Raw genomic sequence first — 26,397 nt, forward strand, 5'->3', positions numbered from 1 at the left:
AGTAGGATTCCTAATTATCGTGCTAGAATGCCACCTCCCGACAACTCACCATTGAATGGACTTATCCATGAAAACCACTGCTATTTTTTATCACGACGGCTGCAAGCTATGCCTGTCCATGGCAGACCTATTCGGCGCAGCGCTGGACCCGGCCCGTTACACCACTGAAATCGTCAATCTCGGCCTGGCGCCGGAACGGCTGGACGAGGCTGAGCGAGCAGGCGTCAAAGTACTGCCCAGCCTGGTGATGGACGGCCGGGTATTTGCCATCAATCCCCACTCGGAGTTGCGGCACTGACGCTTGCGGCTGGATCGGCTCCGTTGCAAGCCGCCTAATACCGCCGCATCACAAACTCCGCCACGCATACCGGCTTGGCCTGCCCTTCCCGCTCGATCACCACGCCCCACTGCACTTGCGCGCCGCCTTCGATGTCCTCGATGGACTGGATGGTCATGCGCGCGCGCAGGCGGCTGCCGACCGGCACCGGGCCAGGAAAGCGCACCTTGTTGAGGCCGTAGTTCAGCCCCATCTTCATGTCCACCATGCGCAGCGCACTCTCCAGCATGGCCGGCACCAGCGACAGCGTGAGGAAGCCGTGCGCGATGGTGCCGCCGAACGGCGATTCACGCTTGGCGCGCTCCACGTCCACATGGATCCATTGATGGTCGTTGGTGGCGACCGCGAACTGGTTTACACGTTCCTGCGTGATGTCGATCCAGTCCGACACGGCCACTTCCTCGCCCACCAGCGTTTTCATCTCCTCCAGCGTGGCGATGTCACGCATGGGCCGCTCCCGCCGGCCTGCGGCCGAACATGCCCATGCCTTCCACCGTGCACACCAGCTCGCCGCGCTGGTTGGTGGCCTTCCAGACCGATACCACCACGCCCCGGTCCGGCTTGGAACTCGACGGCCGCACTTCCTTGGTCACATAGCTGACGCTCAGCGTGTCACCCCCGTGCACGGGCTTGATCCAGCGGATGCCGTCCAGGCCGGGGGAACCCATGCTGGACGAGTCGTTCAGGATGCCATCCACCACCAGCCGCATCATCATGCCGCAGGTATGCCAGCCGCTGGCGGCCAGCTTGCCAAAGATGGAGCGCGCGCCCGCTTCGTGGTCGACGTGGAAAGGCTGCGGGTCGAACTGGGTGGCGAAGGCGATGATCTCTTCCTCCGTCACGTGCCGGCTACCCAGCGTAATCTCCTGGCCTTCAAAAAAATCCTCGAAATACCATTTCTTCATGCAGCCTCTCCTTGAATTAATGCGCCATTTTAAGCGGCATGTTTGAATCCGGGCTGGGCGATGAAGCGTTCCAGGTGGTGGTCGGCGTCGCCCAGTGTCAGGTCTATCATGGTAAGGCGCTTGAAGTGGTGCGCCGCCGGCAGCTCGTCCGTCACACCCATGCCGCCGTGCAGCTGTACCGCCTGCTGGCCGACGAATTTGCAGGCATGCCCCACGCGCACCTTGGCGGCCGACACCACCCGGCGGCGTTCTTCCACATCGGTGGAGGCCACTTTCACGGCCGCCAGCATGGCCATCGAACGGGCCTGTTCCAGGTGGATGAACATGTCGGCCATGCGGTGCTGCAGGGCCTGGAACTTGCCGATCGGCGCGCCGAACTGCTGACGCGTCTTCAGGTAGTCCAGCGTGGCGGCGAAGATGGCGTCCATGGCGCCCACGGCTTCCGCGCACAGCAAGGTGGCGCCGTAGTCGGCGGCCGCATCGAGGATGTCCCAGCCGGCGCCGACGCCGCCCAGCAGCGCGGACGCGGGCACTTCGGCCGCGCTGAACTGCACGGTGGCGGCGCGCTGGCCGTCAATGGTGCGGTAGTCGGTGACCGTCACGCCCCTGGTAGCGGCCGGCACAACGAACAGTGAAATGCCGCCCTTGTCGCGCTGCTCGCCGCCGCTGCGCGCGGACACGATGAAGGCGCCCGCCTGGCCGCCGTGGATCACCACGGTCTTGGCGCCGCTCAGCACAAAGCCGTTGCCGTGCTCATGGGCGCTGACCGCGACGTCGCTCAGGTCGTGGCGCGACTGCTGCTCCCCCAGCGCGCAAGCCAGTTTCAGCTCGCCGCCTGCCACTTGTTCAAGCAGCTGCGCATGGCCGCCGCCCAGCTTGAGGAATTGCGCGCCCATCACGGTGGCAAGGTAGGGTTCCACCACCAGTCCGCGTCCCAGCTCCTGCATCACCACCAGCATGTCCACCGCGCTGCCGTTGAAGCCGCCCTGCTCCTCCGGCACCGGCAGTGCCAGCATGCCCAGCTCGGCGAGCGTGGCCCACGCCTCGTCCGACACGCCGGACGGCGAGTGGATGATGCGCTTGCGGGTTTCGAAAGTGTAGTCCTTGTCCACCCAGCGGCGCAGGGCGTCGGCGAACTGCTGCTGTTCTTCTTTGAAAGTAAAGTCCATGCTGTCTCCCCTTACAGGCCCAGGATCATCTGGGTGATGATGTTTTTCTGTATCTCGTTCGAGCCACCGTAGATCGACGTCTTGCGGAAGTTGAAGTAGTAGCCGGCCAGCGGCGCGTTGTCGTCCTCGCCGGTGACGGCGTGCTCGGACTTGCCTTCCAGATAGCTGGTGTCGAACGGCAGCGCGTCCGGCCCCAGCGCTTCGATCATCAGCTCGGTGAGGATTTGCTGGATTTCGGAGCCGCGCACTTTCAGCATGGACGCTTGCGGACCGGGGGTCTGGTCTTCCTGGCAGATGGTGCGCAGCACCGTGGTCTCGAGCGCCATCAACTCGATTTCCAGGTTGGCCACCTTGGCCGCGAACAGCGGGTCGTCCAGCAGCGGCTTGCCGCGCTTGAGCTGCTTGAGCGCCACTTTCTTCAGGAACTGCAGCTCGCGCTTGGAACGGCCCACCGCCGCGATGCCGGTGCGCTCGTGGCCCAGCAGGTATTTGGCGTAGGTCCAGCCCTTGTTCTCTTTGCCGATCAGGTTGGCGACCGGCACCTTCACGTTGTCGAAGAACACTTCGTTCACTTCGTGGTCTTCATCCAGCATGATGATGGGGCGCACGGTGATGCCCGGCGTCTTCATGTCGATCAGCAGGAAGGAGATGCCTTCCTGCTTGCGCACCGTGCTGTCGGTGCGCACCAGGCAGAAGATCATGTCGGCGTGCTGGCCCAGCGTGGTCCAGGTCTTCTGGCCGTTGACGATGTAATGGTCGCCCACGCGCTCGGCGGTGGTTTTCAGCGAGGCCAGGTCGGAGCCGGAGCCCGGCTCGGAGTAGCCCTGGCACCACCAGTCTTCGCAGCTCAGGATGCGCGGCAGGAAGTAGGCTTTTTGCTCGTCGTTACCGAAGGCCATGATGACGGGCGCCACCATGTTGATGCCGAACGGCAGGATGGCCGGCGTGCCGGCGATGGCGCATTCCTCTTCCCAGATGTGGCGCTGGGTGGCGTTCCAGCCCGGACCGCCGTACTCGACCGGCCATGCCGGGGCGACCCAGCCTTGCTTGGCGACAATCTGGTGCCAGCGGACGTAATCCTCGCGCGACAGGCGCAGGTGCTTGCGCACCTTCTGCTGCAGGTCGGCGGGCAGGTTGGCTTCGAGGAAGGCGCGCACCTGGTCGCGGAACGCCAGATCCTCGGACGAGTAGTTCAAATCCATGCTGTCTCCTTGTTATGATCAATCGCAAAAAGCACGACCGTTCATTTATTGTACTCCACAAGGAGACAGCGGCAATACCTTTTCATGCACGATTTAGTGGACGACCGCCTCCAGTTGTACCATTTCACGCTTGAAGCCCTGTGGCGCCAGGCGCTGCTCGACCAGCGCCTTGGACACCTCGGCCAGCCGCTCCTTGCGGATGGAGACGATCTCGTCGATCACGCTCAGTTCCGCCGGCATGCAAACGATAACCCAGATCGGCAGTTTGAGCAGCTTCTCCAGGTAGTCCAGCCGCGATCCCTGCATGGCGAACATCTGGCTACCCTGCCCGCCGATATGTTCCACCGTGTGGCGGAAGTTGCCCACCTGGAGGCTGAAGGTGTCGGCTTCGCGCGCCAGCCCGGCCGGGCTCACGCCGGCGGGGAACAGGATGCCGGCCAGCTCCGCCAGCCCCTTCGGGGGGCGCGGGCCTTTCGGGCCGCCGGTGCCGCACCAGTCGTCGTCGTCCCAGCCGAAATAGCTGCGTGCCTGGCCGCGCGTGTACTCGGCTGCGGCCAGCAGCTCGCGTTCGTCCGCCGCGCCGCGCTTGCCGAAGAAGGGGAAGTGGTGCAGCGGCTTGCCGAACAGCGTGGCCGTTTGCGCCAGGTAGAGCTCGGTATCCAGGATGTGGTTGTGCCACGCGTAGTCGACATAGCGCGACGGCGAAATGGCCTTGCCCGGATTGCTGTGGGTGAGGAACAGGAAACCTTTGTAGCGCGTGATGGCGTCGGCTGCCTGCTCCAGCGACAGGCCGGGACGGTCTTCGGGATTCATCAGCTTGTAGGCCAGCGGACCGAAGTCCAGGCTGTTCAGTTTTTGCAGGAATTCCTTTTGTGTCTCCGAAATTTTGGACATGACTCTACCTCCACGTAGTGGCCGCGGTTCTGGATTGGCTCCAGCCACGCCGACCACTACGCGACTGTCACCCCGGTCCCGTACGCTGCCGCCGGGACTTGTTTTGCTTGCGAACCATATTATTTCAAAGCCATTTTGAGATACTCACCAATTGTCACAATACCGCTCATATTTAACAATTGAGCGATCGTTCACCATAGCAGCGGGTGCAATCAATTGTGAACTTTCTCACAGGCGGGGCAGCCACATGATGGCGCTTGCGGCAAAGATGCCCAGGCCCATGGCTGCCGTCAGCATGGCGAGGCCGGCCGCCATGGCGATGCGCGCCGCCGCGCCGCCGCCGTCACGCGCGCGCAGGTACAACTGCAGCACGGCCAGCGGCAACAGGAACTGGGCAAAGGACAGGAAGGTGAGGAAGGGGCCAGTGAAGGCCCTGGGATCGAAGCCAGCCGGCCCCTGGTTGACGAAGATCCAGAACATCAGGCCCACGCGGAAGAACCACACACCGCTCACCACGAGGAACAGGCGCAGCGCCCAGCGACGGTGGCGGGCGACGTCGCGGGCGCGCGCGTGGTGCACGGCCATGGCGCCGCACAGCAGTATCAGCACGCCGTTCGCGCTCACGCCGATGTGCTGCGACAGATCGCCCACCGTGCCGCGCGCCCAGACCATGTACAGGCCGGTGACGCTGGCAACGGCCGCCAGCAGCACGTAGATCCGTCCATTCCAGCGGTGGAAGCGCGGCGCACGGCGGCGTACTTGCGGAATCAGCTGCAGTGCGCCGCCGACCGTGATGATGACCGCCAGCAGCATGTGCAGGCCGAAGGCGGCATTGCCGGCCGTGTCCCCGGGCACGTGCGCGTGCGGCGCCACCGAGTTCCAGCGCGCCGGGTCGCCGCGCACCACGGCGCCGCCATAGAGCGCAGCAACGTACCAGGCGAACAGCAACTGGCCGGCGACGGCCACGGCGAACCACAGCGTCGCCGAAGCTTTTAATGCCGTGGACGCGGCCTGCGGGCCAACCAGGTACTGCGGGACGGCTTGGGTTTGGATGGTGCTCATGCGGGATCTCCGGTTAGTGGGCTTGCTGCCAATGTAGACCGGTGCGTCCCGCGTTTGGCCGCCTGCGGCGCGCCGGTGCGACGAGCGGCGGTTTTCGCGGCGTGAGCGACGGCCTGCGGCTTGAACCGCAGGCTGCGAACGGTTATTGTTGCAGGATGATTAAAGCGCCGCCGCCCTCCCCGCCTGCCCTGCCGACCTGGCGCCAGTTCCTGGTGGTGCTGTTCCTCACCGGACAGCTGTCCTGGCTGCTGCACGCGATGTCGAAGACGCCCTACCTCACGGTGGCGGGCCATATCGTCTCCATCGGCATGGCGATGCTGCTGGCCTACACGGCCTCCGCGCGCTGGCGCGTGCGCTGGGTGCCGCAGGCGCTGCTGCGCCTGGCGGCCACGGGCCTGACGGCGCCGGCTGCCACGCTCGCCACGCTGGTGGCCATGCAACGCGGGAACACGCTGGTCTTCATGCGCTCGTCCAGGGAAGTGTCGGGCTACGCCATGCTGGCCATCGTAATGTTCTTGCTGGGCACCATCACGGCCATGGCCGGACTGCGCATGGAGCGCCGCGCGCGCGCGCGGGCCGCGTTGCTGCAAGCCGAGCGCGAGCGCAATACGCTGGAGCGCGAACTGCTGGATGCCCGCCTGCGCCTGCTGCAAGCGCAGATCGAACCGCACTTCCTGTTCAACACGCTGGCCAACATCCAGGCGCTGGTCGAGTCCGGCTCCGGCAACGCCGGGCCGGTGCTACGCCACCTGATCGCCTACCTGCGCGCCGCCATGCCGCGCCTGCACGACGCCGATGCCACCTTGGGCAGCGAACTGCAGCTGGTGCGCGCCTACCTGGAGCTGATGCACCTGCGGATGCCGGACCGCCTGCGCTACAAGCTGGACGCGGCGGCCGAACTGCACGGCCAGGCCTTCCCGGCCATGGCCTTGCTGACGCTGGTGGAAAACGCCGTCCGGCACGGCATCGATCCCAGCACCGACGGCGGCAGCATCGAAGTCGGCGGCAAGGCCGACGCGGCCAGCGGCCTGGTCACCCTGTGGGTGAGCGATACCGGCGTGGGCATGTCCGAGTCCGCCCAGCCGGGCACTGGACTGGGCAATGTGCGGACCCGCCTGCAGGCGTTCTACGGCGCCGGCGCGCGGCTGGACCTGCTCGAGGCCGAGCCGCACGGCCTGCACGTTGAACTGACCTTCCCGCCACGGAGCACCGCATGAATCGCATCACCGCCCTGATCGCCGACGACGAACCGCTGCTGCGCGAGCACCTGCGCTCCCAGCTGGCGCGGCTGTGGCCCGAGCTGGACATCGTGGCGGACGCGCGCAACGGGCGCGAGGCGGTGGAACTGTTCGACGCGCACCAGCCCGCCGTCGTGTTCCTGGATGTGCACATGCCGGGGTTGAACGGCATCGAGGCGGCGCGCGCGTTGGCGCGGCGCGCGCAGATCGTGTTCATCACGGCCTACGAACAATACGCGGTGCAAGCCTTTGAGCAGGGCGCGATCGATTACCTGGTGAAGCCGGTGGACCCGGCCCGGCTGGCCGACACGGTGCAGCGCCTGCAAGAGCGGCTCAGCGCCGGCGCGGGCGCCGGACAGCGCGTGGCCACCGACGCGATGCTGGACGCCGTGCTGCAGCGCATGGCCGGCGAACTGCGCCAGCGCGTGCCCGCGCGCGCCTGGCTGCAATGGATCAAGGCCTCCAGCGGCAGCCGCATGCGCCTGATCCCGGTGGAACAGGTGGCCTACCTGCGCGCGGACGGCAAGTACACCACGGTGGTGTGGGACGACGGCGAAGCGCTGATACGCAAGAGCATCCGCGAGCTGGCGGACGAACTGGACCCCGAACGCTTCGTGCAGATCCACCGGTCCGCCATCGTCAACCTGCACTACGTGCGCGAGGTGGTGCGCGGCGTGAACGAAACGGCCGACGTGCACCTGCGGGGGCACGCGGAAGTGCTGCCCGTGAGCCGCAGCTATCTGCACCACTTCCGGCAGATGTAACTGCCGGCCAGGCTATTCCAGCGTGAACGGCAGGTCGCGCCCGTCAACCGCCTTGTTGCCGGCGTAGTCGGCGGCCAGCACGCGCAGCCGGTAGTTGCCTGGCGCGAGCCCGGCCACGTTCCACATGCCGGGCGTGACTTGGCCGTGGACCATGCGGTTGGTGAGCATGTAGGCGAAGCGCGTGGCCTTGCTGCCGTAGACGGTGATGCCGCTGTTCGGCGCGTAGGCGTATTTCACCGCTTCGCGGTTGCGCGGCAGCTCGTCGTACACCTGCGTGATGAGCGGCTGCTCGTAGCCGGCCACCGGGCTGCCGTCCTCGCGCAGCAGCTGGTAGCCCAGCGTGTACAGGCCCAGGCGGCGGCGCGCTTCGTTGCCGTCCATCTGGTCGTAGGCGTCCACCACGATGCTCAGTTCGCCCGCGCTGCGCTGGACGATCAGCGGCTTGCGCTTGGCGGCCTTGATGAGCTTGCCCCGGCTGTCGAACAGGGTGATGCTGTTGATGCGCGGGCGCACCGTATCCAGCTGGCCCTTGAACGGCAGGCTGAGCGGGTTGAGGGCCTTGCCCTGGTCGTAGTAGTCGAGGTGGACGTGGGCCATGCCGTTGATGGTGCCCAGCATGTCGCCGGCCGCAAAGCGCGCGCCGCGCCGCACGCGCACCCGCTCGGGCTTGCCCTTGGCGTTGAGCAGCAGCTGGAAGCGCTGGTCCAGCGGAGCGTTTTTGGGGTCGCGGCCCACGCGCATGTGGATGTAGGAGATGTTGCCAAGCGCGATGCCTTCACTCAGGCTGCCGAAGCCCCAGTTGGGCAGGGGGTCGCTGACCTTGACGGGCGCCACCGCCAGCACCGGCTTGCCGACGTCGGCCTGCACGTCGAGTCCGGCGTGGAAGTGGTCGCGGCTTTCGCCCTCGAAGTTGCCGCGCACTTCCCCCATCACGCCGACAATCTCGTGCGGCTGGTCCTGCGGGCCCACCGGCCACAGCATCGTGGTCACCGGGGCCGCCCGCCGGGCCGGAGCCGATTCTCTGGGCAAGCTGGCGCCGGAGCCGGAGCCGGCATCCGTGCCCTTGCCTTCAGCCTGCGCGGCGCCCATCGGCAACGCGGCCAGAGCGGCGGACTGCGGCGCGCCGCCGCTGCTGCCGCTGTTGCCGGCGGCAGCAGCGGCTGGCTGAGGCGGCGCTGGCAGCGCGTCGGCCGACGTGGCGGCGCTGAGGCGGTGGATGCGGAAGGTGGCCGCGTCGCTGACCACCAGGCTGCCATTGCGCGCCAGCGCCATGCCGCGCGGCGCGTACAGCTGCACCTTACCGTCGCTGCCGTACTCCGGCTCGACACGCTGGCCGATGTCGAGCAGCCCGCCCAGCTCGCCCTGCGGCGTCAGTTGCAGGATGCGGCCCTGCGAGCCGCTGGCGATGTACAGGTGGCCGTCCGCGGTGCGCGCCAGCGCCATCGGGCGCCGCAGCACGGCTTGCCGGTTGTTTTCCGGCGCACGCATCACGGTGCTGACCATGCCGTCCTTGCCCAGCTTGCGGATGGCGTTGTTGCGCGTGTCGGCGATCAGCAGCCCGCCGTCGCCGTCCAGCACCAGCGCGCACGGCGTGTCGAAACCGGCGTTGAGCGCGGGCCCGTCCGCGTCGCCAGGCGCGCCACTGCCGGCGATGGTGGTGACGGCGCCGTCGGGCGCAATGCGGCGGATGGCGTCGTTGTAGGTGTCGGCCACGTAGACCACGCCGTCGTCGCCCACCGCCACGCCCACCGGGCCGTTGAATTGCGCATCCTTGCCCTTGCCGTCCGCCGTGCCGGCCGCGCCATTGCCGGCCAGCGTGCTGACCGTGCCGTCCGGCGCCACCTTGCGGATCGCGTTGTTGCCGGTGTCGGCCACATACAGGTTGCCCTGGGCGTCGATAGCGATGCCGGACGGCGTGTTGAACCTGGCTTGCGCACCCGGCCCGTCCACAAACCCTTCCTTGCCGCCAGCCAGCGTGGAGGTGGCGCCGCCCGGCGTGAGCTTGCGGATGCGGTTGTTGTCGCCGGCGTCGGCAATGTAGATATTGCCCGCCGCATCGACCGCCACGCCGTACGGGTCCGCGAAGCGCGCCACGGTCAGCGGCATATTGCCCTCAACGGCACCTGCCAGGCCGTCGCCGGCCAGCGTGGTGACGCGCGCGGTCCAGAACGCCGGCGTCTTCGCCGCAACCTGCCCCCGCCCCGCCCCTGCCGCCTGCGGTGCCGGCTGCGGCGCGCGGGCCTGCAGGTAAAAATACACGCCGGCGCCCGTCGCTGCCGCCACCACGCCTATGCCCGCCAGGGCCACATAATTCTGCTTCGCCGCCACGTTACAACCCATCCATGAATGAAGACCGAGCTTAACCGAAAAGGTGGCGCCAATGCTATAGTTACCGTTCTCATAACCAGCCCGGAGACTGCCATGCTGAAAGCCTCGCTGCTGCCCCTCACCCTCATGCTGGGCCTGTGCAGTGTCAGCGCGGCCGCCAAAGTGCAGCAGTTGCCAGGCTTCGCGGCCAACAGCAAGGAAGCCAGCATCGCGGTCGACATCAACGCCAACGGCCAGGTGGCGGCGGTGATCGAGGACGAAGACGGCAAGCAGCGCGCGGTGCTGTACGACAAAGGCGTGCTGGAACTGGGCACGCTGGGCGGCAGCGACAGCTACACCAAGGGCATCAACGACGACGGCCTGGTGGTGGGGTCGGCGCAGGACGGCAAGGGCCACTGGCGCGCCTTCCTGGTGCGCAAGGGCGAGCCGATGCGCGACCTGGGCACACTGGGCGGCGGCAGCAGCTACGGCACCGCCGTCAACGCGGCCGGCCAGGCGGCAGGCTTCGCCGACACCGCCGACGGCTACTTCCGCGCTTTCATGCTGGACGCCGGCGGCAGCATGCTGGACCTGGGCACGCTGGGAGGCAACATCAGCTATGCATCCGGCATTAACAACAGCGGCGCGGTGGTGGGCACGGCGGCCCTGCCGGACGGCTACCGGCGCGCCTTCCTGTACCGCCCGGGCGAAGGCATGATCAACCTGGGAACGCTGGGCGGACGCTCCAGCGCGGCCACCGGCATCAATGACGACGGGCTGATCGTTGGCGCGTCGGAAATGCCCAACCGGCGCTGGCACGCCTTCCTGCACGACGGCCAGAAGATGGTGGACCTGGGCGCGCTGATCGGCTACGGCAACAGCTACGCCACCGGCATCAACGCGGCGGGCCACGTGGTGGGTACCATCCTGATCGGCGAAGAACGGCGCTCCTTCGTTTACCGCGACGGCAAGATGCTGGTGCACCAGGCGGGTAAGGGCTTGTACCTGACCAACGCCATCAACGACAATGAACTGGTGGCCGGTGCCACTTATCTGAGCAAGCGCTATGCGGCCGCCACGATGCGTTCGGACATGATTCCGGTGGTGCCGAAGGGGCACCGCGAATTCATGGGGATGATCGCAATGGCGATCGGCACGGCCGTGGCGCTGATGCTGCTGCGGCGCCGGTATCGCGGTATCGTGCTGGCGCGCTACTGAGCGCTACTGAGCGCCGGCGCGGCTACTTTTTGCGCGCGCGCTTGAGGAAGCCCGGCAGCAGATTGAACACTTTCACCAGCGCATGCATCTGCCATGGGAACACGCAGCGCTCATCACGCCGGGCGATGGCGGCGGCGATCCGCTGCACGGCCTCGGCCTCGGACATGAGAAAGGGTTTGCCACTGGCGTCGCCGTGGTTCAGTTCGCGCAGCCGGGCGGTGTCCACGTAGCCGGGCACGATCGCGGTGACGGCGATGCCGAACGGCGCCAGCGCCTTGCGGTAGGCGTCGCAGATGGCGATGGCGGCGCGCTTGCTGGCGCTGTAGAGCGAGCCGTTCGGATATTCATCCTGCAGCCCGGCGATGGAGGCGACCGCCACCAGGTGGCCCCCGCCTTTGCCGCCATCGCGCGCCATCATGGTATCGGCCGCGGCGCTGAAGGCGTTGTCCAGGCCGCCCACGTTGACGCGCAGCACGGGCAAGGTGCTGGTGCGGTCGCGCGCGATGGCGGCGGCGTCGGTGTACTGGCCGGCGCTGACGATGAGCAGGTCGATTCCGCCGCCGGCGCCGGCCGCCTCGGCCACCAGGCGCGCCACGGCGGCGCGGTCGGCAATGTCGCAGGCGTGAAGGCTGACTCTTTCATCCCTGGCGAACGGCACGCTGGCCACCTTCTCCGGGCGACGGCCGCAGATGGCCACGCGCGCGCCCTGTTCCCAGTAGTGCCGGGCCAGTCCGAGCCCGATGCCGCTGGTGCCGCCAATGATAAGGACGTTCAACCGCACGTTCATGCCAGCGCCTTGTTGTGCCGCGTGGCAAGGCGCATCGCCGGGCGGCGGCCCTCTGCTGCCAGCGCGTACGCTTCGGCGGCGCGCTGGTAACCATAATGCCACTGCGCCTCCACCTGCTCGACGTAGCGCGGATAACTGGGCGGCGCCACCAGGCGGACGCGGTTGCGCAGCCAGTCCACGCGCTTCTGGATGCCGTTGTCGCGCAGCGCGACGCCGACGTCGCTGGTATCGACCCACACATCCACCGCCTGGCCGTGCACGTGCCGCATGCGGCGGTTGCCGTCAAAGCCGAACACGGCGCGCAAGGCGGGAATGGCCATCAGTTGGTCGTACGGCGGCTTCATTTCCATGGTGACGTGCCGCGCCAGGCTGCGCGCCAGTTCCACCGGGAACAGATCCACCACGCCGCCGGTGTAGTCGCCGCTGGCAACGGAATGGCAGCGGAAGTAATACATGTCCGAGATGGAGATGCGAACCGCGTCGGCCAAGGGCATGGCGGTGTCGACCAGCAGAGACGGCGCCACCGCGTCCGTCCACCCGCCGCTGCCGATGGCGGACGGCAGGCCGTCAGCCAGCGCAGCGGTGCGGCTGCCGCAGAACAGCGTTACGCCATAGAGCTGGCGGCCCTGGCGCGCCTGGCCCACCTCGTGCTCGCCAAACAGCAGCTTGCCGCCGATGATGGCCAGCGCGGCGCCGCCCTGCCCGGCCGCCGGCGGCAATGGCAGCACGGCGGGTATCTCGAACAGATAGTCGCCAAACAGGTCCGGCAGGCGCGCGGCCTTGCCGGGGTGCAGGCGGCGCAGCGCCACGTTGGCCAGCGCCCGCAACGGTGCGGCCTGCGGGCCGGACTGCAGGCCGCAGAAGAACTCGTACATCTGCGGGGAAGCCACCCAAGCCTTGCGGGCGGCGCTGTCGGGCAGGTTGCGGATGATGGCGCCGGCTACCGCGCCGCCGCAGGTGGCCAGCAGCAGGTCCGGTTCCTGGCCAGCGTCCACGGCGGCGGCATGCATGCCGAGATAGTAGCCGAAGCGAAAGCCGCCGCCGGCCAGCACCATGCAGCGTTCGTAGCGTTCATCTGGTTGTGCTCGCATCATGCGTGCCATAATGCATCAATTACATAGATATTAACAAGGACAGTTCGACCATGGAGCCGGAAGCAGTGCCCAGCATGCGCGAGCGTGTAACGCAGCTAGCGCTAAACGGCGCGCTGTTCGGGCTATGTTACCCGCTGGCGAACCATCTTGCCCAACGCGCCGGCACGACGGGCAGCGTGGCGCTGCCGTGGGATGCGGCGCTGCCCTTCCTGCCCTGGATGGTGCTGCCCTACATGACGTCCGGCCTGCTGTTCGTACTGAGTTTCGTGCTGGCGGCCAGCCGCGCCGAGCTGTCCGCGCTGAGCCGCCGCGTGGCCTTTGCCACTGTCGCTGCCTGCCTGGTATTTGCCGCGTTCCCGCTGCGCTTCGGCTTCGAGCGGCCCGCCGTGGACGCGGCGCTGCCGGCCTGGCTGTTCGCGCAACTGTCCGCCATGGACCAGCCGTACAACCAGTTGCCGTCGCTCCACGTGGCCTACTGCCTGATTTTCTGGCCAGCCTTGAGCAGCGCGCTCCGCAGCCGCGCGGTAGCGCGGGCAGTGCTCGCCGCCTGGCTGATGCTGGTTGCCGCCGCCACCGTGTTCACCTATCAGCACCATCTGGCCGACGTCGCGGGAGGCGCCCTGCTCGGCATGCTGGCCATCCGCGCCCTGCCCGGCCGTGCAGCAGTGCGCGCCGGCGTAGCCCACCTTGCCGCCCCGGCACAAGGCGCCGCCGGACACGCCACCGCCAAGCCGGTCGCATTTTGCTACACGCTGCTGGCCGGGCTGTCCCTGCTGGCGTGGGTTGCGCTGGGCGGCCCGTGGTGGCTGTACCTGTGCGCCAGCCTGCTGCTGGTGGCCTGGGCCTACCAGCGCCGCGACGCCGCCTTCCTGCACAAGCGCAACGGCCGCCACCCGCTGTGGATCTGGCTGCTTTACGCGCCCTACCTGGGCGGCTACCTGCTGACCTGGCAGCTGGTGCGCTGGCGCGAACGGCACAAGCCGCCCTTCGACCGGCACAGCGAGCGCCTGTGGGTGGGCAGGCGCCTGAGCAACGCCGAGGCGGCGCGCCTGCCCGCCGGCTGCGCCGTGATCGACCTGTCCAACGAACTGAGCGAAACGCCCGCGCTGCGCCGCCCCCCTACCAGCACTTTCCGCTGCTGGACCTGCACACGCTGGATGCGCGCTCGGCCCAGCCCATCCTGGCCGCCATTGCCACCCACGCCAGCCAGGGCCGCGACATTTACCTGCACTGCGCCATGGGCTACCAGCGCAGCCGCCTTATCGCCCAACTTTACACGGAGTACGCCAAGCAATGAGCTTCTCGATCTACCAGTTGAAACCGAAATTCCAGCAACTGCTGCAGCCGCTGATGCGCGCACTGCTGCGCTGCCGCGTGACGCCCAACCAGATCACGCTGGCCACCATGCTCTTATCCGTGGCCTATGGCGCTGTACTGGCCTGGCAGCCCGGCTGGACCGGCTTGTGGCTGGGCCTGCCCGCCTTCCTGCTGTTGCGCATGGCCTTGAACGCCATCGACGGCATGCTGGCCAACGCCACCGGGCAAAAGACCCGCCTGGGCACGCTGCTCAACGAGCTCTGCGACCAGGTATCGGACGCCGCGCTGTACCTGCCTTTCACGCTGGCCGCCGCGTTGCACGCGCCGCTGGTGGTGCTGTGCGTGGTAGGCGCGCTGCTGGCCGAGTTCGCCGGTGTGCTCGCGCTCAGCGTGGGCGGCGCGCGCCGCTTCGACGGCCCCATGGGCAAGAGCGACCGCGCCTTCTGGTTCGGGCTGCTCGCCCTGCTGATCGGTTACCAGGCCGCGCCGCTGGTGCTGAACGGCATGCTGATGCTGGTGCTTGCGCTGTCGGTCTGGACCGTGATCAACCGCCTGCGCCAGGCGCTGCGGGCTTCTGCGCCAGCGACACCGTGAAGATCCCTTCCAGGCCAATGCTGGTGGCGAGCTTGCGCCCGCCGGCATAGGCCACCAGCCCGTCCATTTCCGCCTGCGGACGCGGACGCATCTGCCACGGCGTGCCGCGATGGCTGGTCAAGGTCAGCGCGATCATGTCCAGCTGCGGGTGCCAGGGCTGGCCGGTATAAATCAGGTAGCCCCCCGGCCGCAACACGCTGAAGATGCCCGTCAGCGACGCAGCCACCGGCTCGTTGTCGCTGAACAGCTCGTACAGGCCGGACACGATGACGATGTCATATCCGCCTTCGGCCGCCTGGTAGCTGCCGGGATTGAAAGCGTCGCGCAGCTGGCAGTCCACGCTGGCGCGCAACTGCAACTGTCCCGCCAGCATGCGCGCCTGGTCCAGGTTGTGCTGCGTGTAGTCGCGCAGGGTGACCTGGATGTCCTTGTCCTGGAAGCGCTTCACTGTCTCCAGCACGTAGCGGCCCGAGCCTGCTGCAATGTCCAGGATGCGCAGCGGCGCGGCGCCCGTGTGGGCCGCGATGCGCTCGCCCAGCATCTGCTGCAGCTGGCGCTTGCGCAGGCGGATGCCGCGCCATCCCACCGCGTCCAGATAGCCCCGGTCCATGGTCTTGCCCATGATGAAGCGGCCGCCGGCCTGGTTGCGGTACACATAGTCCAGCGAGGCGCCGGAATCGAAGCCGTGCTGCAGGCCGATTTTCATGCCGTCGCTCACGCCGCCCATCGCGCCCAGCATCACGCGCTGCAGGCCGAACCAGCCCTTGGCCAGCGCGCCGCAGCTCTCCCCGGCCTGCATGGCGGCGTAGCGGCGCGCGCTGTGGCTGTCGCGGTCCGCGTTCAGGTAGTGCGACGGCGCCAGCGGCGCGCGCTCGAAGCAGTGCTCCACGAACTGGCGGCTTTCATGCAACGCCACGCTGGTGTCCTGCTCGTAGAACAGCGCGTGGAATGCATCCGGCAGGCGCACATAACGCTTCAGCGGCGAGGACAGGCGCTCGAAGAAGGTCTGCTGCGGCCCCTCCTTCACCACGAAATCCTTGCCGGCGGCCAGCATCAGCACCGGCGTGTCGATGGCGGCGGCGTCGTGCACGATGCGCCTGGCGGTGTCTGCCAGGCCCAGCAGCACGCAGGCAGAGATGGCCTTGGCGATCAGGGGATCCGCGCCATAAGCGGCAGCCTCCTGCGCCGAATGGGTCAGCATGCCGGGGCGGATGTAGCTGGTGACGAACAGCTCCGGCTTGAAGCGGCGCGCAAAGCGCAGCGCGGGCTTGGCCAGCGGCACGTACAGCTTGATCTCGAAAGCGGCGGCGGCCATGATGACGCCGCGCACGCGCGGCGCGTAGTCGTGCAGCCAGGTGGCGGCGATGACGGCGCCCACGCTGTTGGCCACCACCAGGATATTTTCCTCGGCGAAGCCGTGCGCGCCGCGGATGTGGCGGATGAAGGTGTCGAAGTCTTCCACCAGGGCCTCGAAGCTGGGCGCGTCGCCGCGCTCGCCGGGCGAGTAGCCGTGGCCGCGCGCGTCCCAGGCGAAAGCGTGGTCCTGCGCGAAGCCGAACTGCTCCACCAGCGGCTGGATGCGGCCGGAATGCTCGTGCCCCCGGTGCAGAAACACCAGCGCGCGCCGCGGCCCGTCCTGGCGCGGCGCCAGCGGCTCCCAGGCGCGGTAGAACAGGCGCGTGCCGTCCTTGCAGTCGAAGCCGGATTCGGTGGTGCGCCAGGCCAGTGAGCGTTCAGCTTTCATGCGAGCTTCCCTTGAGTGGTGATAATGAGAAAGTACAGCAGCGGCGCGGTGACCACCAGGCTGTCCACCCGGTCCAGGATGCCGCCGTGGCCGGGTATCAGTTGCGAGAAATCTTTTACGCCCAGCACCCGCTTGGCCGCCGAGAACATCAGGTCGCCGCAGAAGCCGCCCAGCGACAGCAGCACGGCGTACGCCGCCAGACGGGCCGCATCCGCCAGATGCAGATAGCTGCCCAGCGCCAGCGACAGCAGCAGGGTCGCCGCCACCCCGCCCAGCAGTCCCTGCCAGGTCTTGTTCGGGCTGATGCCGGGGGCGATGCGGTGGCGGCCGAACAGCGTGCCGCTGATGAACTGCGCCACGTCGTTCAGCGAGGTCAGCACGTACAGGTAGAACAACCAGCCCAGGCGCTGGTGCGGCGCCAGCGGCAGCGCCTCGTAGCGCGGCAGAAAACTGACGCTGAAGCACAGTCCCAACCACAAGAGCCACACCAGCGCGGAATTGCTACGTGACCGGAGGAAATATATCAGTGTTACGAGGATGGCAAGCGCGAGCAGCGTGGTAATTGCCGGCGGCTTGACGAATGTCAATGCCAGCGTGGCCGCCAGGATGATGGCGGCGGACCAAGCGAAGACCGCCTTGACGGCGTTGCCAGGAACGGCGAACGGCGCCAGTTCGCGCAATGCCAGCGCGCCGATCAACAGTGCCAGCATGGGCGCGCCAGCCGGATGGAGCAACAGGCTGATGGTGACCACCGGGAAGATCCACCACCAGGCGTTGACTTGCAGCCTGAGCTGGCTTTGCGGCCGCGCGCGCAAGCTCAGGCCGACGCCCAGCGAGGCCATGCCCAGCATCAGGTACAGCATGCCGAGCGCGGTCAGGATTTCCGTGCCCAGCAGGGATAGGGCTAATTGCATAATCGCCTCAATTGCTTGAATTGCAATTATACGACGAATTTCCTATTAGGCAACGTCCTGTGCAACCGGCAGCGCTTCGGCCTTCCAGCGCAGCATGCCGCCAGCCAGGTTGGCCACCTGCGTGAAGCCGGCCTTGGCCAGCAGCACGCTGGCCTGGGCCGAACGCACGCCCGAGCGGCACACGGCCACCACGGGACGGTCGCGGTCGAAGTCGTCCAGCCGGTCTTTCAGCTGCGACAAGGGCACCAGCCGCGCGCCCGGCAAATGGCCGAGGCGGTCGATGAACTCGGGAGCTTCGCGCACGTCCACGATCTGCACCTGGTCCGCGTGCTCCAGCAGCGTCATCGGTTCGATTTCCCACACGCCGCTGAAACGCAGCGTGAGCGGCGCCCAGGCTTGCGCGTCGGGCGGGACTTCGCCCTCGCCGCCTTCCGGCTGGCCGCAACGCAGATTGGCGGGCACGGCCACCGCCATCAGCTTGGGATGGGGCAGGTTCAGGTTGTTCATGTGGCCGGCGAAGTCCCCCTCGTCGACGTCGCCGCCCAGGCGCGGGTTGAAGCGCCGCTCCTCTGCCACGCTGGTGACGGTGATGCCGCGGTAGTCGTGCGCCGGGTACAGCAGACAGGCGTCCGGCAGCGTGAGTATCTGCTCGCGCACCGAAGCGAACAGTTGCTGCGGACTGCCGCCCTGGAAGTCGGTGCGGCCACAGCCGCGTATCAGCAGGCTGTCGCCTGTGAAAGCCATGCTTTCGTCGTCCAGCACATAGGTCAGGCAGCCATTGGTGTGGCCGGGCGTGGCGCGCACGGTCAGGTGGCGGCTGCCGAACTGGATCCGGTCGCCGTGGCGCAGCGGACGGTCCGCCAAGGCCGCGCCGGCCGCTTCGGCCACCGCCATGCTGCTGCCGCAGCGCTGGTGCAGGCGCCACGCGCCGGTGACATGGTCCGCGTGCACATGCGTATCCAGCGAGGCCAGCAGGCGCAGGTTCAGTTCGCCTAACAGGGCCAGGTCGCGCGGCACCTGCTCGTAGACGGGGTCGATCAGCACGGCTTCGCCGCTGTCACCCAGCAAATAGGTGTAAGTGGAGGAAGTCGGATCGAAAAGCTGGCGGAAGATCATAATCATGAAAGAAAGAGTCGATCTTTCAATGATAGCAAAGCGGCATGGCAATACGATGAAATTCCGGAGCGGGGGGCGCAACACCCGCCAGGCCGGGGCCGCGATGCACCAAAAAAAAGCCCGCTGCGGGAGCGGGCTAAATCTAATCTCTTGGAGGAGAATAGAGGAGACGGGAATCATGATGCGGCATCGCATCATATAAATCCACTTTATCTTTCTGATGACAGAAATAATCAGATCGTATATGACATTCACCTTCAGCTGCCGCGTCGCACCGCGTACTGCGTCGCGCGGCAACTCAGAACGCTGGAGGTGGTCGCTCCAGCCTCCATCGCTGCGCCGATAGGCTGCCTGCGTGAGCCAGGGCCGTTGGATTCCCTGCGCGCAAAAAAATGCCCGCTACGGGAGCGGGCTAATTCTATCTCTTGGAGGAGGATAGAGGAGACAGGAGCTATGATGCCGCGTCGCAGCAAATACGTCTACTTTATATTGATGATGAGCGAGATAATTAAGTCGAATATAAGGAAAACTGCACGCCGGGCGCTCCGCTGCAGTCCCTGCAACCCAGAAAAAAAAAGCCCGCTACGGGAGCGGGCTAAATCTAATCTCTTGGAGGAGAATAGAGGAGACAGGAACTATGATGCCGCAAAGCAGCATACATTGCTACTTTATCTTCATGATGAGGGAAATCATCAAAGCGCATATCACGCTTCCGCTCCCACGTCCGGCAGCAAAATGGTGAGGATACCCAGCAGCGGCAGGAAGGAGCAGATCTGGAATACATAGCCGATGCCGGCCGCGTCCGCCACTTTTCCCATGGCTGCGGCGCTGATGCCGCTGATGCCGAACATCAGCCCGAAGAAGATCCCCGATATCATGCCCACGTTGCCCGGCACGAGTTCCTGGGCGAACACCACGATGGCCGAGAACGCAGAGGAAATCACGAAGCCGATAATCACCGTCAGCACCGCGCACCAGAACAGGTTGGCGTACGGCAGCGCCAGCGTGAATGGCGCGGCGCCCAGGATGGAGATCCAGATCACGCGTTTGCGGCCGATGCGGTCGCCGATCGGCCCGCCCAGGAAGGTGCCGGCGGCCACCGCGGCCAGGAACAGGAACAGATAGAGCTGCGTGCTCGCCACCGGCAACGCGAACTTCTCGATCAGGTAGAAGGTGTAGTAGCTGGTCAGGCTGGACATGTAGATGTACTTGGAAAATACCAGCAGCGCCAGCACGCCGAGCGCACCCAGCACTTGCTTGCGCGACAACTTGGGACCGCTTGCCGTACCCGCCTTGCGCGTGACAGTGCGCAGATGTTCCTTGTACCAATGCGAAACGCGGTACAGCACGGCGATCGCCACCAGCGCAAACAGAGAGAACCAGGCGATATTGCCCTGCGCGCGGCCCACCACGATGCCGGCCGCCAGCAGCGGACCCAGCGCGCTGCCGGTATTGCCGCCGACCTGGAACAGCGACTGGGCGAAGCCGAAGCGCCCGCCCGAGGCCATGCGCGCCACGCGCGAGGCTTCCGGGTGGAAGGCCGACGAACCTATGCCGATCAGGGCGGACGCCGCCAGCAAGGCCGGAAAGGTGCTGACCACGGACAGCATCAATATGCCCGCCAGGGTAAAGCACATGGCCGCCGGCAGCAGGAAGGGAATCGGACGGCGGTCGGTATAGAGGCCGATCCACGGCTGCAACATGGAAGCGGTGCACTGGAAGGTCAGCGTGATCAGGCCCACTTCGGTGAAACTCAAGCTGAACTGCTCTTTCAGCATGGGGTAGATGGATGGCAGCAGTGCCTGGATCAGGTCGTTCAGCAGGTGCACGAAAGCGACTGCGCCCAGGATGCGCATCACGGTGCCCTGCGCCTGCGTGGGGGCGGTATGGACGGCTGCGTTGACGGTACGCGGTAAGACGGTGTTCATGATAAGACTGGCTCGGTTGGCGGAGTTGCAGTGTAATATGGTGGTTTGGCAAGCATCTGCCATAAATCGTCGCCCAACTGCCACATTCCGCCATGCAGACTACCCCGGACATTCTCACCGCAGACGCCTTGCAGGCCGTGCCGCGCGCCATTGTCGCCTTGCCGAAGGAGCAGGCGTTCAGGCAACTGATCCCGCGCCACTGTCACCAGCGGGCGCAATTCCTGTACGCCATCGAAGGCATCATGCGCGTCACCACCGATGTCGGCGTGTGGCTGATCCCGCCCCGCCGCGCCCTGCTGATTGCGCCAGGCGTGGCCCACGAGCTGACCATGCTTACCAAGGTCAGCATGCGTTCGCTGTACGTTGCGCCCGACGCGCTGCCCAGCCTGCAGACCGGCTGCCGCTTGATCGAGGTGAGCAATCTGCTGCGGGAACTGGTGCTGGCGCTCGCCGCCGAGCCGGCCGAATACCCTATTCCCGGCCGGGGCGAGCACCTTGCCGCCCTGATCCTGTCGGAACTGGGCGCCGCCGCCACGGTGCCGATCGCCATCCCCTGGCCGCGCGACCGGCGCCTGGTCAGCGTGTGCGAAGCCATCATGGCCAACCCCGGCAATGCGCGTTCGATCGATGAGTGGGCTTGCCATGCCGGCGCCAGCGGCCGCACGCTGATGCGGCTGTTTCCCAAGGAGACCAGCTTGCCGTTCCGGCAATGGGTGCAGCAAGTGCACCTGGCCGACGCCTTTATCCGCCTGGCGCGCGGCGACAGCGTGGCCAGCATCGCCAGCGCCCTCGGCTACGCCAGCCCCAGCGCCTTCACCGCCATGTTCCGCCGTGTGCTGGGCAAGACTCCGCAAGACTATCTGACCGAATGGCGCGTCCCGGGCTAGGCAGGCAAAAAAAAGCCCGCTACGGGAGCGGGCTAAATCTAATCTCTTTGAGGAGAATAGAGGAGACAGGAGCTATGATGCCGTAGAGCATCGTATATTTCTACTTTATATTAGTGATGATAGAAATAAACGATGCGTATAACTTGGCAAAAATACTTACTTTCCCACATCGGCTGCGTATGGGAGCACGCGGGAGGCCAGTCGGGTATCGGTCTTCAGCAGGCCCACTTCGTCCGCCAGGATATGCACCGCCTCATTCAGCAGCACGTCCTTGGCAGCCTTGGCGGCCTTCTCTGCGTCCAGCTCGGCGCTCAAGCCGCGCTCGTCCGCCTGCAGGCCGTCGTCGGTGCGCAACGCGCCCTTCACTGCCGCCACCTGGCGCGCAGCCTTGGCGTTGGCATTGGCCGGCTTGGCTGAGATGGCCTTGTTCAGCGCTTCCTTGGCGTCCGGGATCAGCACCGGGTCATCCGGCGAGGCCACCAGGCTGAGCAAGCGGGCTTCGCGCAGCTTGGCGCGCGCTTCCTGCTGGTCGCGCTCCTTGCGGCGCACGGTCTCGTTCAGCGAAATGGTGTTGTCCTTGCGTTGCTTCTTCACCAGGGCGATGTCTTCGGCCAGGTACTGGAAGTCCTTGTCCTTGGCCACGCGCGCCTCGTGCTTTTTGTCCAGCATCGGCACGATGTCCTTCAGCTCGCCTGCCGGGATATAGACGGCAGGCTTGATGGCCACCCACGGCAGCGCATTGTCGTAGCTCGACTCGCCGAAGCTTTCCGGGTCCGACATGGACGGCAGGCTGATGTCCGGCGTCACGCCGCGCAGCTGCGTGGTGCCGCCATTGATGCGGAAGAACTGCGCCACCGTCATCTTCAGCTCGCCGTAACGCGGCTTGTCGCCCTGCGAATAGCGGTCCAGGTTGACCAGGGTCTGCACGGTGCCCTTGCCGAACGAGGGCTCGCCGATGACCAGGCCACGGCCGTAATCCTGCAGCGCGGCGGCGAAGATCTCCGACGCCGAGGCCGAACTGCGGTTGATCAGCACGCCTACCGGGCCATCCCAGGCCAGGCCGGCGTTGGTGTCGCTTTCCACTTCCACTTTGCCCTGCGCGTTGCGCTGCTGCACCACCGGGCCCTTGTCGATGAACAAGCCGGTCAGTTCCACCGCCTCGGTCAGCGAGCCGCCGCCATTGTTGCGCAGGTCGATCAGCACGTTGTCGACTTTTTCTTTCTTCAGTTCGGCCAGCAGGCGCGCCACGTCGCGGGTAGCGCTCTTGTAATCCTTGTCGCCACGGCGGCGCGCCTCGAAGTCCAGGTAGAAGGTCGGCAGGGAAATTACGCCCACGCGGCGCTTGGCATTGCCGTCACGCACTTCCAGAATGGATTTCTTGGCCGATTGTTCTTCCATGCTGATTTTCTTGCGCACCAGCGACAGCTGCGCCAGCTTGCCGTCCGGGCCGGCATCGGCCGGCAGGATCTGCAGGCGCACCACGGAATCCTTGGCGCCACGGATCTGCTGCACCACGTCGTCGATGCGCCAGCCCACCACGTCGGTGAAGCTGCCGCTCTCGCCCTGGGCCACGCCGACGATGCGGTCGCCCACTTTCAGCTTGCCCGACAAGGCGGCCGGGCTGCCCGGCACCACTTCGCGCACCACGGTGTAGTCGTCGCGCTGCTGCAGCTGGGCACCGATGCCTTCCAGCGACAAACGCATGGCGATGTCGAAATTCTCGGCGGCGCGCGGCCCCAGGTAATTGGTGTGCGGCTCGATCGACATGGCGTACGCGTTCATGAAGATCTGGAACACGTCTTCATTGTTCAGCTTGCGCGAACGGCTCAGGTAGTTCTCGTAGCGCTTGTCCAGCGTCTCGCGGATGGCCTTGTCGTCCTTGCCGGCCAGTTTCAGGCGCAGCCAGTCGTTCTTGACGCGCTTGCGCCACAGGTCTTTGACTTCGGCCTCGGTCTTCGGCCACTCGGCCTTTTCGCGGTCGATCTGGTAGCTCTCGTCCTGCGAGAAATCAAATTTGGTCTTCAGCAGCTCGCGCGCATAGCCGATGCGCTCGTTGAAGCGCTGCTGGTACAGGTTGTAGATGGCAAACGGCACTGTCAGGTTTTCCGACATGATGGCGTCGTCCATCTTGCTGCGCATGGACGCGAACTGGTCCACGTCCGCTTGCACGAAAAACAGCTTCTCGCCGTCCAGGGACTTGAAGTAGCGGTCGAAGATCTTCTCCGACATCGCATCGTCCAGTGGGGTAGCCTTGTAGTGATAGCGCGACATGACGTGCGAGGCCCACAACGCGGCCTGGGACTGCACAGCCTGTGGCTTGACAACGTCCGCTGCTTTTTCGGGCGCTGCCGCGCCCACCTGTACCGAAACGGCCAGCGCAATCGCGCTCAACAGCATCTGCTTCTTCATCGGCTTACTCCGAAAACTTGATTTCATGGAAAACTGGGTCCAGCTGCGCTTTATTCTACAGGATAGCAGGCAACCGGCGGCCCGCTGGAGAACACAGTTTCAGTGAGGAAGCTTAAGGCATGATTAAAGGAAAGGGGACTTTATTCATGTAACAAATCGTGACCCCGACCAGGCCACTGCGCCTATGACAACATAGGGCCACGAGCGCAGCGAAATCTTCCAGTCCACCGAGGACGGCCAGCAGGCCAGGAACTGGGGCGCCACGGCAAACGCCAGCAGCAAGTCGAGCGGCTGGAACTGCCAGCCGGGATGGGTGCGCCACAGCGCCACCGCCACCGGCACGGCCAGCACCAGGAACGGCGCCAGCGCCACCGGCGCCGCGTTGTACCAGCGCACCCGGGTCAGGCTTACCGAGCCGAGCTGCCAGTTGCGCCCCACCCTGCGCGGCACCACGGAAAAGCCCGCCGGCCGCGCCCAAGTAAGCAAGCCGATACAGAAATGCGCCAGCTCGTGGCAAATGGTGCCCGCCAGGGTGAACAGGAAGAAGACCGGATGGACCGAGGACAAGCGCCGGATCACCAGCGCCAGCGCCAGCGAGGGCAGCAGGTAGAGCGAGACGTCCAGCAGCACATCGCGATGCTGGCAGAACCAGGCGGGGGCGATGGCGGCACAATCGAACATGGTCGAATAATACCGAGTTTCCGTCCCGCAGGGCACAACTAATCGCCCCCCCGCCCTTAACCCGCCCCGAATTGTCTCAATCGTTCAGCCAGAACCGCCACTCGGCCTGCTGCCTGGCCGACCGCACGCGCGATTCCTGCCAGCTTGGCTTGCTGTCCAGCTTCTGCCATGGTTCGCCGTCGGCCGCCAGGGTGGACGCCACGTACTGCCGCCAGCGGTAATGGTTGTAGACCGACATGATATGGGTGGCGTAGGCCTGCGCCAGCGCGGCGTCGCCCTCGATGACGAGGAAGTTCTCGTCGTTGCTTTCCGAGGCCATCGACGAGAAATTGTGCGAGCCGGTCACCACCACCGGCTTGGCGCCGAAGGGGTCGATGCACAGCACCTTGCTGTGCACCAGCACCGAGATCTTACCGCCGCGCATGAATTCCGCCGCCCAGAAGGCGAACTGCTGCTGGATGCCGGAAGGCTTGAACACGTCCAGGTCCATCGGGTCGGCCTGGCTGCCGCCCACCAGCGCGGCCACCAGCTTGCCCTTGGCGCCGCCGACGAACTGGTTCAGCACGCCCCGCACGAAGCTACCTTCGGCGCGCTCTTCCAGCACGTCGAGCACGGGCCCGTTCGGACCCGGCATGAAGGACAGGAACAGAATGCCCTCCTGCGCCCCTTCCACCAATTGCTGGAGCCGCTTCAGGTCGCCCTGCTTCACGGTGGGCGTAAACCAGGGTTCGATACGGGCCGGGCTATCGGTGCCGGCGGCCGGCGCCGCGTTGGTCTTCTTCAGCGAGGACGGCACGGCGCTCTGCGCCTCTGCCAGGCGCTGCCATTGCGCAAGATACTGCGCCGCCAGTTCGCCGCTCTCGACCAGCACCGCGTTGTTGACCTGCGTGAACAAGCCGGTCGGCGTCAGATTGGTGGACCCGGTCCAGACCCGTACCGGCTCGTTGCCATCGACCACCACGATGAACTTGTTGTGGCCCAGGTCGCCCACCTGGCCGGGCAGCGACGTCATGCGGTCTGTCACGTCGCAGCCCGCTTCGCGCACCAGTTCGCGCCCCACCGCGTTGGCGTCCGGCTCGGACTCCTTGGCGCTGCCGTTGGCCAGCACAATATGGGCGCGCGCGCCCAGCTTGCAAAAGCGCCGCACCACCTCTTCGTCCTCCAGCTCGAACAGCGCCGCGTACAGATGCACGCCGGGATGGCGATCGGCATGGTCGAACAGCTGGCGCAAGCCCACGATCAGGGTGCCGCCGCAAAAACTGCGCAGCGAACGGCTCGACACGTCGGAAATGGTTTCCACCAGCTCGGTGGAACTGCGGATGCCCTGCTCGGCCACGATGCGCGCCATCCACGGCGAGGCCGCCATCGGACGGTTGAAAAAGCAGCTGAGGCGGCCCTTGCCGGGCTGTACCGCATCGACCTGTACCCAGTCGCTGGCCCATTCTTCCTTGGCGCTGAGTGCGCCGGGTACGCCCACCATGGGCACCACGCGGTATTTGGCGCGGTCCTTGAAACCGAGCTCGTGGTCGGTCCAGTTATAGCGCTGGAACGGCCATACGCTGGAGGGCTGGCGCTGGTTCGGCCCGGCCCCCGCGTCACCGGCAAATCCCACCCGGTTGACCAGGTATTCCGCCTGGTTCAGCACGCGGCCGGGCTCGTCGCTGTGCAGCCAGACGCGTTCGATGGCGAAGCCGATGCACCCTGCCAGCACATCGGCTTTCCAGACCAGAAAAGTGTCGTCGGTATTACAGTAAGCGCCCAGCTGAATCCGGCTCATATCCGCTCTCCCTTGAGTGAAAATATCAAATTGACAATTCCAGCCAAGGAAGC

The 26,397-nt window shown here is 66.1% G+C and carries 23 protein-coding genes and 1 pseudogene; 8 read left to right on the forward strand and 16 right to left on the reverse strand.

Annotated elements, in window-relative coordinates:
* The first annotated feature begins 67 nt into the window (after positions 1-67).
* Positions 68-298 carry a hypothetical protein gene (locus AC6H42_RS11695; protein ID WP_057154688.1) on the forward strand — a complete coding sequence of 77 codons (231 nt, stop codon included), beginning with the start codon at positions 68-70 and terminating at the stop codon, positions 296-298.
* 34 nt (positions 299-332) lie between these two features.
* Here AC6H42_RS11695 and AC6H42_RS11700 read toward each other — a convergent pair whose 3' ends face one another.
* The 6 genes from AC6H42_RS11700 to AC6H42_RS11725 all read right to left on the reverse strand — a co-directional run bounded on the left by AC6H42_RS11700 (position 333) and on the right by AC6H42_RS11725 (position 5,569).
* Positions 333-785: a MaoC family dehydratase gene (locus AC6H42_RS11700; protein WP_057154689.1), complete on the reverse strand. Its 453-nt coding sequence runs from the start codon at positions 783-785 to the stop codon at positions 333-335.
* On the reverse strand, positions 778-1,242 hold the full coding sequence (locus tag AC6H42_RS11705; protein ID WP_497548098.1) for a MaoC family dehydratase: 465 nt from the start codon (positions 1,240-1,242) through the stop codon (positions 778-780). The genes AC6H42_RS11700 and AC6H42_RS11705 overlap by 8 nt, the downstream gene beginning before the upstream one ends.
* 29 nt (positions 1,243-1,271) lie before the next feature.
* Positions 1,272-2,411 carry an acyl-CoA dehydrogenase family protein gene (locus AC6H42_RS11710; protein WP_497548099.1) on the reverse strand — a complete coding sequence of 380 codons (1,140 nt, stop codon included), beginning with the start codon at positions 2,409-2,411 and terminating at the stop codon, positions 1,272-1,274.
* Between the two features lie 11 nt (positions 2,412-2,422).
* Entirely contained in the window at positions 2,423-3,613 is a 1,191-nt protein-coding gene (locus tag AC6H42_RS11715) for an acyl-CoA dehydrogenase family protein (RefSeq protein ID WP_497548100.1), read from the reverse strand.
* Between the two features lie 93 nt (positions 3,614-3,706).
* Complete coding sequence (locus tag AC6H42_RS11720; protein WP_057154693.1) at positions 3,707-4,507, reverse strand: glycine-rich domain-containing protein; 801 nt, start codon at positions 4,505-4,507, stop codon at positions 3,707-3,709.
* Between the two features lie 228 nt (positions 4,508-4,735).
* A complete protein-coding gene (locus AC6H42_RS11725; protein ID WP_497548101.1) occupies positions 4,736-5,569 on the reverse strand; it encodes a DUF2306 domain-containing protein in 834 nt (277 codons plus the stop codon).
* Between the two features lie 155 nt (positions 5,570-5,724).
* Here AC6H42_RS11725 and AC6H42_RS11730 point away from each other — a divergent pair, with 155 nt between their 5' ends.
* A complete protein-coding gene (locus AC6H42_RS11730; protein WP_497548102.1) occupies positions 5,725-6,786 on the forward strand; it encodes a sensor histidine kinase in 1,062 nt (353 codons plus the stop codon).
* Entirely contained in the window at positions 6,783-7,571 is a 789-nt protein-coding gene (locus tag AC6H42_RS11735; RefSeq protein WP_497548103.1) for a LytR/AlgR family response regulator transcription factor, read from the forward strand. The genes AC6H42_RS11730 and AC6H42_RS11735 overlap by 4 nt, the downstream gene beginning before the upstream one ends.
* A 12-nt stretch (positions 7,572-7,583) precedes the next feature.
* Here the strand turns inward: AC6H42_RS11735 and AC6H42_RS11740 are convergent, their stop codons facing one another.
* Positions 7,584-9,899, reverse strand: coding sequence for a gluconolaconase (locus tag AC6H42_RS11740; protein WP_497548104.1), 2,316 nt, complete (start codon positions 9,897-9,899; stop codon positions 7,584-7,586).
* A 93-nt stretch (positions 9,900-9,992) separates the two neighbouring features.
* On the opposite strand from AC6H42_RS11740, the gene AC6H42_RS11745 reads away from it, so the two are divergent.
* Complete coding sequence (locus AC6H42_RS11745; RefSeq protein WP_497548105.1) at positions 9,993-11,096, forward strand: HAF repeat-containing protein; 1,104 nt, start codon at positions 9,993-9,995, stop codon at positions 11,094-11,096.
* Between the two features lie 22 nt (positions 11,097-11,118).
* On the opposite strand, the gene AC6H42_RS11750 is transcribed toward AC6H42_RS11745, so the two are convergent.
* Together AC6H42_RS11750 and AC6H42_RS11755 are read right to left on the reverse strand one after the other, a co-directional pair.
* Positions 11,119-11,883 carry an SDR family NAD(P)-dependent oxidoreductase gene (locus tag AC6H42_RS11750; RefSeq protein WP_497548106.1) on the reverse strand — a complete coding sequence of 255 codons (765 nt, stop codon included), beginning with the start codon at positions 11,881-11,883 and terminating at the stop codon, positions 11,119-11,121.
* Positions 11,880-12,977 carry a patatin-like phospholipase domain-containing protein gene (locus AC6H42_RS11755; RefSeq protein ID WP_229418135.1) on the reverse strand — a complete coding sequence of 366 codons (1,098 nt, stop codon included), beginning with the start codon at positions 12,975-12,977 and terminating at the stop codon, positions 11,880-11,882. Before AC6H42_RS11755 ends, AC6H42_RS11750 begins: the two co-directional genes overlap by 4 nt.
* 233 nt (positions 12,978-13,210) lie before the next feature.
* Here AC6H42_RS11755 and AC6H42_RS11760 point away from each other — a divergent pair.
* The 3 genes and pseudogenes from AC6H42_RS11760 to AC6H42_RS11770 all read left to right on the forward strand — a co-directional run.
* Positions 13,211-13,564: pseudogene (locus AC6H42_RS11760) on the forward strand (hypothetical protein); the annotation flags it as partial.
* 422 nt (positions 13,565-13,986) lie between these two features.
* Positions 13,987-14,274, forward strand: a complete 288-nt coding sequence (locus tag AC6H42_RS11765; RefSeq protein ID WP_497548107.1) for a hypothetical protein — start codon at positions 13,987-13,989, stop codon at positions 14,272-14,274.
* Positions 14,271-14,888: a CDP-alcohol phosphatidyltransferase family protein gene (locus tag AC6H42_RS11770; RefSeq protein ID WP_497548108.1), complete on the forward strand. Its 618-nt coding sequence runs from the start codon at positions 14,271-14,273 to the stop codon at positions 14,886-14,888. The genes AC6H42_RS11765 and AC6H42_RS11770 overlap by 4 nt, the downstream gene beginning before the upstream one ends.
* Here the strand turns inward: AC6H42_RS11770 and AC6H42_RS11775 are convergent.
* The 4 genes from AC6H42_RS11775 to AC6H42_RS11790 form a co-directional block, all read right to left on the reverse strand.
* On the reverse strand, positions 14,839-16,632 hold the full coding sequence (locus tag AC6H42_RS11775) for a bifunctional alpha/beta hydrolase/class I SAM-dependent methyltransferase (RefSeq protein WP_497548109.1): 1,794 nt from the start codon (positions 16,630-16,632) through the stop codon (positions 14,839-14,841). The two genes, AC6H42_RS11770 and AC6H42_RS11775, sit on opposite strands and share 50 nt — an antisense overlap.
* Complete coding sequence (locus AC6H42_RS11780; RefSeq protein ID WP_497548110.1) at positions 16,629-17,546, reverse strand: phosphatidate cytidylyltransferase; 918 nt, start codon at positions 17,544-17,546, stop codon at positions 16,629-16,631. The genes AC6H42_RS11775 and AC6H42_RS11780 overlap by 4 nt, the downstream gene beginning before the upstream one ends.
* Positions 17,547-17,591: 45 nt before the next feature.
* Positions 17,592-18,662: a rhodanese-like domain-containing protein gene (locus tag AC6H42_RS11785; RefSeq protein ID WP_497548153.1), complete on the reverse strand. Its 1,071-nt coding sequence runs from the start codon at positions 18,660-18,662 to the stop codon at positions 17,592-17,594.
* A gap of 704 nt (positions 18,663-19,366) precedes the next feature.
* Positions 19,367-20,590 (reverse strand): MFS transporter, encoded by a 1,224-nt coding sequence (locus AC6H42_RS11790; RefSeq protein WP_497548111.1) that lies wholly within the window; start codon positions 20,588-20,590, stop codon positions 19,367-19,369.
* A 92-nt stretch (positions 20,591-20,682) separates the two neighbouring features.
* On the opposite strand from AC6H42_RS11790, the gene AC6H42_RS11795 reads away from it, so the two are divergent.
* Positions 20,683-21,477, forward strand: a complete 795-nt coding sequence (locus tag AC6H42_RS11795) for an AraC family transcriptional regulator (RefSeq protein ID WP_057154706.1) — start codon at positions 20,683-20,685, stop codon at positions 21,475-21,477.
* 156 nt (positions 21,478-21,633) lie between these two features.
* Here AC6H42_RS11795 and AC6H42_RS11800 read toward each other — a convergent pair whose 3' ends face one another.
* The 3 genes from AC6H42_RS11800 to AC6H42_RS11810 all read right to left on the reverse strand — a co-directional run bounded on the left by AC6H42_RS11800 (position 21,634) and on the right by AC6H42_RS11810 (position 26,344).
* Positions 21,634-23,886 carry a carboxy terminal-processing peptidase gene (locus AC6H42_RS11800; protein ID WP_497548112.1) on the reverse strand — a complete coding sequence of 751 codons (2,253 nt, stop codon included), beginning with the start codon at positions 23,884-23,886 and terminating at the stop codon, positions 21,634-21,636.
* A gap of 144 nt (positions 23,887-24,030) precedes the next feature.
* The gene (locus AC6H42_RS11805) at positions 24,031-24,567 is read right to left on the reverse strand and encodes a hypothetical protein (RefSeq protein ID WP_497548113.1); all 537 of its coding nucleotides are present in this window, start codon (positions 24,565-24,567) and stop codon (positions 24,031-24,033) included.
* A gap of 76 nt (positions 24,568-24,643) precedes the next feature.
* Positions 24,644-26,344: a phospholipase D-like domain-containing protein gene (locus AC6H42_RS11810; RefSeq protein ID WP_497548114.1), complete on the reverse strand. Its 1,701-nt coding sequence runs from the start codon at positions 26,342-26,344 to the stop codon at positions 24,644-24,646.
* Between the last annotated feature and the right edge of the window lie 53 nt (positions 26,345-26,397).

This window comes from Massilia sp. NBRC 108631 (assembly GCF_059704565.1).